Source organism: Bacillota bacterium (assembly GCA_024655925.1).
In the GTDB taxonomy this organism is placed as follows: domain Bacteria; phylum Bacillota; class DTU025; order DTU025; family JANLFS01; genus JANLFS01.
The window spans coordinates 1-11,175 of sequence record JANLFS010000094.1; the positions used below are offsets into that span (position 1 = coordinate 1).

10 protein-coding genes and 1 riboswitch are annotated in these 11,175 nt (G+C 58.6%); of the genes, 3 read left to right on the forward strand and 7 right to left on the reverse strand.

All coding sequences use genetic code 11. The features are described 5' to 3' along the window. From NUW23_12640 to NUW23_12650, 3 genes are all read left to right on the forward strand, one after another. On the forward strand, nt 1-927 hold a 927-nt coding region (locus NUW23_12640), incomplete at its 5' end, for an aldehyde ferredoxin oxidoreductase C-terminal domain-containing protein (GenBank protein ID MCR4427012.1). Nucleotides 928-974: 47 nt separating this feature from the next. Beyond that, nucleotides 975-1,556, forward strand: coding sequence for a type 1 glutamine amidotransferase (locus NUW23_12645; protein ID MCR4427013.1), 582 nt, complete (start codon nt 975-977; stop codon nt 1,554-1,556). A gap of 10 nt (nt 1,557-1,566) precedes the next feature. Continuing rightward, nucleotides 1,567-1,860 (forward strand): hypothetical protein, encoded by a 294-nt coding sequence (locus NUW23_12650; protein MCR4427014.1) that lies wholly within the window; start codon nt 1,567-1,569, stop codon nt 1,858-1,860. A gap of 1 nt (nt 1,861) precedes the next feature. Here NUW23_12650 and NUW23_12655 read toward each other — a convergent pair whose 3' ends face one another. The 7 genes from NUW23_12655 to NUW23_12685 form a co-directional block, all read right to left on the reverse strand. After that, nucleotides 1,862-2,287 (reverse strand): nucleotidyltransferase domain-containing protein, encoded by a 426-nt coding sequence (locus NUW23_12655; protein ID MCR4427015.1) that lies wholly within the window; start codon nt 2,285-2,287, stop codon nt 1,862-1,864. A 353-nt stretch (nt 2,288-2,640) separates the two neighbouring features. Further along, complete coding sequence (gene nrdG / locus NUW23_12660) at nt 2,641-3,129, reverse strand: anaerobic ribonucleoside-triphosphate reductase activating protein (GenBank protein MCR4427016.1); 489 nt, start codon at nt 3,127-3,129, stop codon at nt 2,641-2,643. Between the two features lie 65 nt (nt 3,130-3,194). After that, nucleotides 3,195-5,225 carry an anaerobic ribonucleoside-triphosphate reductase gene (gene nrdD / locus NUW23_12665; GenBank protein ID MCR4427017.1) on the reverse strand — a complete coding sequence of 677 codons (2,031 nt, stop codon included), beginning with the start codon at nt 5,223-5,225 and terminating at the stop codon, nt 3,195-3,197. A 201-nt stretch (nt 5,226-5,426) separates the two neighbouring features. Beyond that, nucleotides 5,427-5,646, reverse strand: a riboswitch (cobalamin riboswitch). Nucleotides 5,647-5,752: 106 nt separating this feature from the next. Beyond that, on the reverse strand, nt 5,753-7,444 hold the full coding sequence (locus tag NUW23_12670; GenBank protein ID MCR4427018.1) for a glutamine--tRNA ligase/YqeY domain fusion protein: 1,692 nt from the start codon (nt 7,442-7,444) through the stop codon (nt 5,753-5,755). Nucleotides 7,445-7,598: 154 nt separating this feature from the next. After that, on the reverse strand, nt 7,599-8,885 hold the full coding sequence (locus NUW23_12675; protein ID MCR4427019.1) for an MFS transporter: 1,287 nt from the start codon (nt 8,883-8,885) through the stop codon (nt 7,599-7,601). Between the two features lie 135 nt (nt 8,886-9,020). Next, on the reverse strand, nt 9,021-10,457 hold the full coding sequence (locus tag NUW23_12680) for an MATE family efflux transporter (GenBank protein MCR4427020.1): 1,437 nt from the start codon (nt 10,455-10,457) through the stop codon (nt 9,021-9,023). A gap of 84 nt (nt 10,458-10,541) precedes the next feature. After that, nucleotides 10,542-11,030 carry a MarR family winged helix-turn-helix transcriptional regulator gene (locus NUW23_12685; GenBank protein ID MCR4427021.1) on the reverse strand — a complete coding sequence of 163 codons (489 nt, stop codon included), beginning with the start codon at nt 11,028-11,030 and terminating at the stop codon, nt 10,542-10,544. Nucleotides 11,031-11,175 lie beyond the last annotated feature (145 nt).

Consider the following 11,175-nt stretch of genomic DNA (forward strand, 5'->3'; position numbering starts at 1 on the left):
ATCCAGTCTGAGACCCTTGTGGCCTTGGGCCCCCTTCTGGACCTGGCTGACCCCTACGCCATAGCCAAAGCCGGAGAGAGGTGCAACCTTCTGGGGATCGACACCATATCCACAGGTGTAACCATCGCCTTTGCCATGGAGTGCTACGAGCGAGGAGCCATCGATGATTCCGCCGCTGGCTTCCCCATCAGGTGGGGAGATGCCTCAGCGGTCCTGAGGCTCATAGAGATGATCGGCAAGCGCGAGGGGTTTGGAGAAGTCTTGGCCCGGGGAGTGCGGTCCGCGTCCGAGCACATAGGAAAGGGCTCCGAGGCCTGGGCAATGCACGTCCGGGGCCTTGAGGTACCCATGCACGACCCCAGGGGCAAGAAAGGCATGGGCCTGGCCTACGCTACCGCCATGAAAGGCGCAGACCACGAATCCAGCATGCACGATGAGGCTTTCCAACGCGAGAACGCCATGCCCGCGCTCGGGTTCACTGAGCCTATTTCCAGGTTCGAGATGAAAGGCAAACCCAAGCTGGTCAAGGCCTTGCAGGAGTACTGGGGCACCCTGGCAGACTGTCTGCCTGTATGTAAGTTCCCACTCATACCTCCAAGGCCTTTCAACCCCGAAAGAGTGCTCGCCGCCTTGAACTTCGTGACCGGGTGGGATATGTCCATGGACGAGTACCTCATGTGCGGGGAGCGAGTGTTCAACCTCGGCCGTGTCATGAACCTGCGCGAAGGCAAGTCCCCCGGTGAGGACCGGCTTCCCAAGAGGTTTGGGGACCCAATTCCCGAAGGAGGAAGTCAAGGGCAGACGCTTCCAGAAGAACTCCTCACTTCCGCGCTCTTGGAATATTACGCCCTGAGAGGGTGGAGCCCGGAGGGAATTCCTACCGCGGAGACGCTCCGAAGACTAGGCATCGATGGGATGGTTGACTGACTCGCAGGTGCGTGGAAAGACTCAACCCGAGGACGGGAGGAAAAGCGATGAGACTGCAAGGCAAGAAGGCCCTGATACTGGTGGCGAACGAGTTTGAGGATATTGAGGTGTTCTACCCTCTCTTGAGGCTGTCCGAAGAGGGTGCGTGGATCACCCTGGGGGTCCTTGAGATGGGCTGGCACCCCAGGCCCGTGGTGCCGGGCAAGCCTCTGACCGGGCGGCTGGGGTCAGTAATACCCCCCATGGTCATGAAAGAAGGCGTGAGGTTCGACATAAGGCCCATCGCGGCCGTATCCGTGGCGGATTATGACGCCGTCATCATTCCGGGCGGATTCGCCCCGGACTATCTCAGGCGCGACCCCGCCACCGTAGATCTGGTGCGCGAGTTCAACTCGGCAGGCAAACCCGTAGCCGCCATCTGTCATGGGCCGTGGCTCCTGGTGTCCGCGGGTGTGCTCGGAGGCCGCAAAGCCACTTGCTTCTTCTCTATTAAGGACGACGTTACAAACGCGGGGGCGGAGTATGTGGACCAGGCCGTTGTGGTTGACGGGAACGTCATAACGAGCCGGACTCCCGATGATCTCCCGCAGTTCTGCGGGGCGATCATGGAAGCGATGAGAGGGGAATAGCGGAGGTGGGATGATTACCGTACGGCTGGTGTCTATCCTCGGCCCCAGCGTGTCTCATGCTGGAGCCAGCTCCAGGAGAGAGTTCACAGTCCCCGGGCCCACCATCCGGGAGGCGCTCCTCCAGGTTGAGCGGGCTGTGCCGGATCTTGGCGGCAAGCTCGTGCGGGAGGGCGGGTCGCTGAACCCTTCCCTGTTCGTGGTGGCGGAAGGAGCGAGTGGAGCCAATGAGCCCCAGCAAGATCTGGGGGTCGAGCTGCCGCCAGGGACTGCCGTGTCAGTCCTTCCGGTAGTGACTGGGGGGTAAGTCATACGGGATTTCGAGGGGAGGTTCGATGGCGAGAGGAATCGCTAAGAATGTGCCGCAGAATAAGTGGTGTCGATAATCTCCCATGCCACCTGGACTGTCGCTCATAGAGGACCTTCCCTTTCTCGAGGATCTCTCGCAGAAACCCGTCACCTTGCGCGAGGCGGGCTTCGACTTCTCCGGGGGTGTAGACCACTGGAGAAACGGGCAGATTGCGAATGATGTCCCGCAAGAGGCGGCGCACCTTGAGCCTGCGCTCCATGATACTGCCGGGATCATCCCTCACGATGAGGAGGTCGATATCGCTGTCCGGGTCAGGGGCGCCGTAAGCGTATGAGCGGTAGAGAACTATCCGTTCAGGAAGGTATCCCGAGCAAATGCGTTCTGTGATCTGGCTGAGCGTCGTCCGTATGCGGGTCGCTTGCATCTGCCATCTCCTGACACCTCTTGGTTTAATTATGCCAACTGGTACGATTGGCTGAAACCCCGGCAGACGAATCGCCAACAACCGGCGAATGGCCAATCCCCCTGGAGCAGGGTCTCGATGAGGAGAGTATCCCAGTAGTGAGAGATGGTGAGGTCACTCGCCCTGTCAGCAGAGTCGGATGCCGACTCACTCGCCTCTGCTCTGCGCTGCCAGTCCTGTCATGTCTGCTGACAGCCGCCCTCGCAGCGGCCACTGGGACTCGAGGGGAAGACAGTCGAAATGCTGGTCCGAGACAAGTACAAGACGGCGACGGACCCGACTCGTGCCAAGAAGCTTGTGATCTTGGCGGCCTGTCACACACTGAACTCCACAATCGTTCCACAGGCCAGAGACTGCTTGACATCAATAAGCCTCTGGTTACGCGAACCTCTGTACGGAAGAGAGAGGTCGCGAAGGGATTCCACGAAACGGCCATCGACAAGTATATCTGTGGCTGCGAGGAGTTGCTTCACCCCCCTTACTGAAGAGCACACAAGCTCCTCCCAGGTGTGCCCAGTGTAGGTTACCACAGACAGCCCTAGTTCTGAGGCCGCACCTGCGATCTCCGAGAATCCGAGAGCCTGTGAGAAGGGTTCTCCACCGCTCAAGGTGATGCCTGAGATCACGGGGTTGGCAAGTAGACTGGGCATCAGCTCACGAAGAAGGTTCTGAACACGCACCAGGCGACCTCCAGAGAAAGGCCAGGTGTGGGGATTGTGGCACCCCCGGCAGCGGTGAGGGCACCCTTGTGCGAAAAACACGAACCGCACACCTGGCCCGTCCACGACACTCTCAGCGTTCATCCCGGCCAGCCTGACAAACGCTGAAGCCTGTTTGGATCCCACGGGAGCGCGCTGCTGGGATCTCCTCACTCTAACACTGCCCCCCACTGGTGTCCCGACCGATCCGAGAGTTCCGCCACTTTGGCTTCGTTGAACCTGTCTATTGTGGACAGATAGCCCGTAATCCGCCTGATCCTGCTGATTCTCGTTGACCCACACGAAGGGCATGCGGAGGGCACTATGCCCGAAAACCCACAGGAAACACACTCATCTATCGGGAAGTTGATTCCCCCGTAGCCCATGTCTGAAGCGGCCATGGCCCGGACTATCCGTTCCACCGCTTCGACGTTGTATAGAGGGGGTGATGGCAACTCAACATAGGATATGTGTCCAGCATTAGTGAGCGTGTGATACTTGCCTTCTCGAGACAGCTTCTGCCATATACTTGTAGGGAAGCTCACGGGAAGGTGGAAGCTGTTTGTGTAGTATGGGCGATCTGTGACGCCTTTGACTGGACCGAATCTCTCACGGTCTATGCTAACGAACCTACCCGACAGGCCCTCCGCCGGAGTGGCAAGCAATGTGTAGTTCAGGTCATACTCTTCCGCGAAGCGATCGACCTGCGTGCGCATGAAGCCCACGATGGAGTAGCCAAGCTTGTCCGCCTCTTCATCTTCACCGTGGTGCTTACCTCGAAGCACCTTGAGAGTCTCTGCGAGACCGATGAACCCAATAGACAGTGTGCCATGCTTGATGGCTGGTCCAATCTCATCGTCCTCAGACAAGTTCTTCGAGTCCATGTACAGGTGTTGGCCCATGAGGAATGGCATGTCACGAACGCGTAACCTACTTTGGATTTCGTACCTGTGATGGAGTTGCCTCGCGCACAGTTCTAGTCTACTCTCAAGGCGTGCCATGAAGCGATCCTCATCGCCGTCCGCCTCAAGTGCCAATCTGGGAAGGTTTATCGAGGTAAACGACAGGTTACCACGTCCCGAGCTACACTCATCACCGTGTCTGTTGGCAATCACACGGGTCCGGCAGCCCATATAGGCCACCTCATCCGAATACTGATCGTTGAAAGACGAATCCATGAAGCTGAACGTGGGGTTCATTCTTCTGGCTGCTACACGGCATGCCAGCCTGAACAGATCGTAGTTGGGATCACCTTCGTGGAAGTTGACGCCTGCTTTGACCCGGAAGATCACATTAGGGAAAAGCGGGGTCTCGCCCCTCCCCAGGCCCCGCTCATACGCCTCCAACAGGCACCGAGTTACAAGTCGCCCCTCGGGCGATGTGTCTGATCCCAGGTTGATGCTGGAGAACGGGACTTGAGCTCCGGCTCTACTGTGCATGGAATTGAGGTTGTAGATGAGGCCTTCCATAGCCTGATATACCTCCGCATGCTCCCGGCCGCGGACATACGGAGCCATATCCTTATCAAAGTGGGCGAAAGACTGGCCGCCATGCATATCATTCTGGCAACTCTGAAGTATTATCGCGGCAAGCGCGGCGGCCGAGCCTGGTCTTCGGGGAGGACGGACATAGCCGTGTCCGGCGTTGAACCCGTTCTCGAGCAGCTCCCCGAGAGGTATCTGAAGGCACGTAAGCGTCTTTCCGTAATAGTCCAAGTCGTGTATGTGGATGTCGCCGTCACGATGTGCGCGCGAGATGTCATCGGGGATCACTCGGTTGAGATAGTATTGTCTGCTTGCTGCAGATGCGATCTGAAGCATCTTGGCTGACGGAGAGTTCCCCACGTTGGCATTCTCGCGGCTGGTCTCTTTGAGAATGTCCGATACGATATCCATGAGTTCCGATTTACCTTCACGTATCCGTGTGCGCTTGGCCCGATACAGTATGTACGCCTTCGCTGTCTGAGCGTGCCCTTCTTCGATTAGGACCTTCTCAACAACATCCTGGACCTGCTCCACGGAGGGGATGCAACCGGGGCCGTTCTTGCTCAGAAGATAGGAAACCACCTTGTCGGCCAAGTCCATGGCCAGCTGACGGTCCCTGCCGCCCACCGATTGAGCCGCGCGAAATATCGCGTCAGCTATTCGTCGTTTGTCAAAGGGCACTAGTCTCCCGTCCCGCTTCTCAATCACTGTGAACATGCTTATCACTCCATTAAGCGACCCTGTTTGTCATTGTCTGAGAATTCTCCTCGTCGCACGGACTGTGCCCGTCATCTTCAGACCATCAGTCCCGAGAGACAGAACGCCCCCCAGTTCGCCTCAGCGAAGAGGGGGGCATAGTGAACGCAGCGAATAGAGGATCCTGCGGACACCATAGGCGTCACCCCTTTCCTCGAAGGTGGCCTACTGAGTCTGCCAGGCAGGTCTTCTGGCTCTTGGGTCATCGCCTCAACACGCCTTCCCCCTACGACCGCAGGAGTGACTTTGTATTGTGCTGAGACTCCCCAATCACAGCGGCGGGACCGCGGGCTTCACCGGGTGGAGATACCTAGTCCTCCACCCGCTGCCTCTTCCCTATTCTCTCTCCTCTCAAGAGAGCACCTGGCAGAATACACGTATTAGCTTGGGGCCAGGCGCGACTGAGTCGCCCTGGTGTCATTATACCATGGTTGGGTCATCCATGGACGACCGTAGAACGATCTTCGGAGACCAATGTGTTCTTTCGCTCAGCGCGAATTGAGTGCTGCCTTCTCGATCCTGGCCCACTCGTCCCGCAACCCCACCGTGCGGTTGAACACCAGTCTGTCCTGGGATGAATCGGGGTCGACGCAGAAGTAGCCCAGCCTTTCGAACTGATATCTGCTTCCCGGCGTTGCGCTGGCGAGGGATGGTTCTACCCGGCATGTGGTCACTATCTCCAGCGAGTCCGGACTCACGCAGGTCATGTAGTCTTCCACTGACCCCGGAGCCTCTTCAGTGAAGAGGCGATCGTACAGGCGCACTTCGGCATTGAGCGCGTGGGCGGCCGACACCCAGTGTAAGGTGGCCTTGGCCCGCCGCTCCCCGTGGGATGAACCTCCCCGTGTGTCCGGGTCATAGGTGCAGTGGAGCTCCATCACTTCACCGGTCTTCTCGTCCTTGACCACATCAGTGCACTTGATGAAATATCCGTACCGCAGCCGCGTTTCGCGCCCGGGAGCGAGACGGTAGAACTTCGGAGGCGGGTTCTCCCTGAAATCATCCTGCTCTATATAGAGCACCCGGGAGAAAGGCACCTTTCGCGTTCCCATGGATGGATCCTCAGGGTTGATCACTGCTTCCAGCCACTCTACCTGGTCCTCGGGGTAATTGTCTATGACCACCCGGAGGGGACGAAGCACAGCCATGACCCGCGGCGCCCGTCGATTCAGATCTTCACGGACGCAGTGCTCGAGGAGAGCTAGGTCGACGACACTGTTGGCCTTGGCCACGCCTATACGATCACAGAAGTCTCTGATTGATTCGGGCGTGTAGCCACGTCTTCGAAGCCCCGAAATGGTGGGCATTCGAGGATCGTCCCAGCCGGCGACGACTCCCTTCCTCACTAGGTCGAGGAGCTTTCGCTTACTCATCATTGTGTAGCTGAGATTGAGGCGGGCGAACTCATACTGCTGCGGCCGGCTGGGGAGGTCCAGGTTGTCAATGAACCAATCATACAAGGGACGGTGATCCTCGAACTCCAGAGTGCAGATAGAATGGGTGATCCCTTCGAGTGCGTCCGAAATCGGGTGCGCGAAGTCGTACATAGGATATATGCACCACTTGTCCCCGGTCCTATGGTGAGTCGCCCGCAGGATGCGGTAGATGACGGGGTCACGCATGTTGAGGTTCGGGGATGCCATGTCGATCTTCGCCCTCAGGACGCGAGAGCCATCCGGGAATTCGCCATCCCGCATCCGCTGAAACAGGTCCAGGTTCTCTGCTACTGAGCGTGTGCGGTATGGGCTGTCCTTGCCTGGTTCGGTCAAGGTGCCGCGGTAGTCCTTGATCTCCTGCGCGCTCAGGTCGCAGACATAGGCCTTGGAAGCTTTGATGAGCTGGACTGCGCAATCGTAGAGCTGCTCGAAGTAGTCTGAGGCATAGAACAACCGGTCGTCCCAGTCAAAGCCGAGCCAGCGGACGTCCTCCATGATAGACTCGACGTACTCGACATCTTCCTTACTTGGATTGGTGTCGTCGAACCGCAGGTTGCACAAGCCGCCGTATTTGGCGGCCAGACCGAAGTTCAGGCAGATGGACTTGGCGTGTCCGATATGCAGGTACCCGTTGGGTTCAGGCGGGAAACGGGTGTGGACCCGGCCCTCGTTCTTGTTCTGCCTCAGGTCCTCCTCGATGATGTCTTGAATGAAGTTCGGAGCGCTGGTTACGGCTGTTTCCATAATCCTAACCCCCTCGGACGCCCGGCGGCCTCTTTGCCTACTGATACATTCAATTCATCAGCTCTGCATCCTTCTAGTATACCCTACCACGGCCGTTCCCGCGATAGACCGCGCGAGCCAAGACCGCGCAAGCCAAGCGGCAACCGTTCCACACTTACGGCATTGACGTACCCGCCGGTACGCTCCAGATCGAGGTCCTCTTGAAGGCCACCAGTATCGCAAACGTGAGGGCGAGCATGCCAAGGACGATAGCTGCGATGTTTGCCCCGTGGTTCTGAGCGAGCCATCCAGTGAGGAGAGATCCGAATGGCACGACGCCGTTATGGACCAGCATATACGCACTCATGATCCTGCCGCGCATCCTATCTGGAGAGTTCATCTGAACCCAGGTGTTAGCAGCGGCGTTGAAGGTGATCTGCGCCCACCCCACGAGAGCCAGAACAATTGCTGACGCCATGTATACTTGGGTGAATCCCAGAAGTATCAGAAGTCCAGACCAGCAGAAGGCGGCCCACAGGATGAGTCTGGCCTGCAGCCCCCTGACGGAATGTGCTGCGAGGGCTACGGCTCCCATCACGGCTCCAACGCCCATTGCGGACATCAACAGCCCGTAACCGGTCGCCTCTTGATGAAGGACCCTTTCAGCAAAAGCGGGGACAAGGACGGCAGGATTGAGAAGAAACAAGCTCATGCCGAATACCAGCATGATGACGGTTGAGATCGCCGGAGTCGAGCGGACATAGGCCAGACCTTCAGCGAGGTCATCCAGCATCTTCCGGTGCGTCTCCGGCCGGGCCGGCTTTGAAGCAGGCACTAGCATGAGTCCGGCTATTACCGCAAGGAAGCTCGCCCCGTTCAGGAAGAAGCAGGGCGCAAACCCGGCCTTGCCTATGACCAGGCCTGCCAGAGCAGGGCCTAGCATTCGAGCCAGGTTGAAGATGGCCGAGTTGAGGGCAACCGCGTTCATCAGGTCGGTTCCATCGGTCATGTCCTTGACGAAAGCCTGTCTTGCGGGGCCGTCGATACTCTCAGCCACCCCCACCAGCGCAGACATGGCAAGGACGTGCCAGTATCTGACCAGCCCGAGCTGGATCAGAGCCCCCAATCCAAACGCCAGGACCATCAGGGTGGTCTGGGTGAGGAGGATCAGATTCCGCTTGGAGATCCGGTCAATTATGACCCCGGTGAATAAAGACAGGGCCAAAGTAGGAATGAACCGGATCGAACTGACGAGGCCAAGTAGGTATGCGGAGTCCGTAAGCTTGAGGATCAGCCACGCTTGTGCGGTGGACTGCATCCAGGTTCCGATCAGGGAGACGCATTGACCTGACCAGTAAAGCCGGAAGCTTCGATGACGGAGTGCGGCGAAAGTATTGCCAATCATCGGCGCCTTTACGCTGCCCCCGTCAGAATGACGAGTGGACTCGCTCAGTGTATCCATCAGACATTGCCTCACCCCGCGCGCAGCCAGAGACCTGATGACAGGCCTTCAGCCTCTGCCCATTCGGCCGATATTTCGCCAAAGACTCCGCTCGTTCGCTCGTTACTGTGATCCCGAGATCATCCCTCAAGCACGCTAACTGGCGCCGCCCGCGGAGTCCGCCGCCAGTTCGGGCTCGCGGGCCCAGGCCGCCTCTGGGTACTGACTGCGCTTGACTACGGCCTTTGTCTTCCATCTGCCTGTTCGGTAGTAGATGTAGCTGACCAAAAACCCGACCAACGGCGAGACTGCGGCGGCGATCCATACTCCTTTGACCCCGAGAGAGGGGATGCTCGAGAGGGTCCGGGCAAGGGGCACTCGGACGGCCCACAGCGCTATCACGGTAGTCAACATCGTCGGCATGGTATCTCCCGCTCCGCGTAAGGCCCCGTTGACCGCAAACATCAACGACAACGGAACGTACGAAAAGGCCACTATCCGAAGATAGGTTGCGCCTGCGCCCAGAACCATAGTGTCGGCGGTGAACACTCCAAGAAGCAGCTTCGGAGCTGCCATGACCACCAGGCTGATGACAGCGGCTATGCCGCCGGTCAACATCAGGCCCGAGCGGACCACGTCCCGGACCCTGTCATGTTTGCCTGCCCCGATGTTCTGCCCTACGAGGCTTGACACGGCGAGCCCGGTGCTCATGGCGGGCATGAACGCAAACTGATCCAGGCGCGAGGCCGCGCCGAACGCGGCGACGGTTGTCGCACCGAACGTGTTTATGATTGAGGTGATCACAAGCCCCCCAAGAGACACCATCAGCTGCTGAGCTCCAGCGGGGAGCCCGATTCTGAACGTGGTGACGGTAAGCTGCCAGTCGGGACGCCATTGATCTCTCGTGCGGGGCAGGAGATTAGTCACCCGGCTGAGATGGCGGAAGAGCAGGGCAACCGATATGGCTTGTGCGATCACTGTGGCGAAAGCGGCCCCTGCCACACCCATCGCGGGAAGCGGCCCTATTCCGAAGATCATCAGAGGGTCCAGGGCGATGTTGATCATTGTCGTGTAGAAGAGGAACACGAGCGGGGTGCGGGAGTCTCCGAGCCCGCGCATTATGGAACTGAGCGCGTTGTACAGGAACATGAAGATCAGGCCGGCTATGAAGACCTGAAGGTACTGGGCTGCCATCTCCATGACCTGGGGCGGGGTGTTTATCAAGCGCAGGATGCGCCGGGCGAACAAGACCCCCGGAATCGAGATAGCGACCGAGGACAGCCCGAGGATCACCAGGGTGTTGCCGATGGTCCGTTTGACGGAGTCCATCTGGCGCGCGCCGTAGTACTGGGAAACCAGTACCGTTGCGGCCACGGCCAGGCCCGCGACTATGGATACGAGCGCGAAGATAATCGGAAAACCTACGGACACCGCCCCTAGCGCCTCGGGGCCGAGAAACCGTCCCACCCAGAAGCTGTCCACGGTGTTGTAGAGCGCCTGCAGCAAGTTGCCCAGGAACATCGGAATCGAGAACACGAGCAGATGGCGAGAGATGCTCCCCTTGGTAAAATCGGTTGTACGGCTTGCCTGCAACTCTTCTGCCTCCTTGGGCCTTGGCCGATGCCGCGTTGGAGCGGAAATGGATCGGATGTGGGATAGCCCGCCGGGGCAGTTATGTCAGCCGCACGCCGGATGGGGATGTCCGTCCTCGCCCACTATTCGGTCAAGCATCTTGTTCAGTTTGATCAGGCCGTTTTCGATATCGCGCACGTCCTCGTCCGAGGATGACGCAAGCCCGGCGGCTATCTTCGCTGTGACCGTCGCGGGTCCTTCGGCGACCAGCATACGCCCTTCGGGGCTCAACTGAATCATGATCCTGCGCCTGCACCTCGGGTCCTGCCCGCGCAGCACGTAACCCGCCTTTACCAGGCGGTCGATGTCAACCGAAGTGGTGCTCTTGGGCAAATCGAGCTTTTCTGCCACTTCGTTCAGGGTAAGCGGCTCATTTGACCTCGCCAGGTGCCTCAAGATGAAAGCATGGCGCACGGAGATTCCCCGCTCCGCCGAAAGCCTCCTGAACATGGCATGAACGGCGTGGTTGGCCCGTTTCACCCCTGCGAGGATTCGTTCCGCCGCCGAGATGGCCTCGGGCGTAGGTTCTGTCATGTGGACACCTCGCTCGGCACGACTGGACATACGTGAAATGTTCAACACTGAAATGTTATGACGGAGGGAAGCTGATGTCAAGGTGTCTTAGGAGACATCCTGAACTTTTGATATAGGGCGCCAGCATATGGGATTGGGCGGTTAA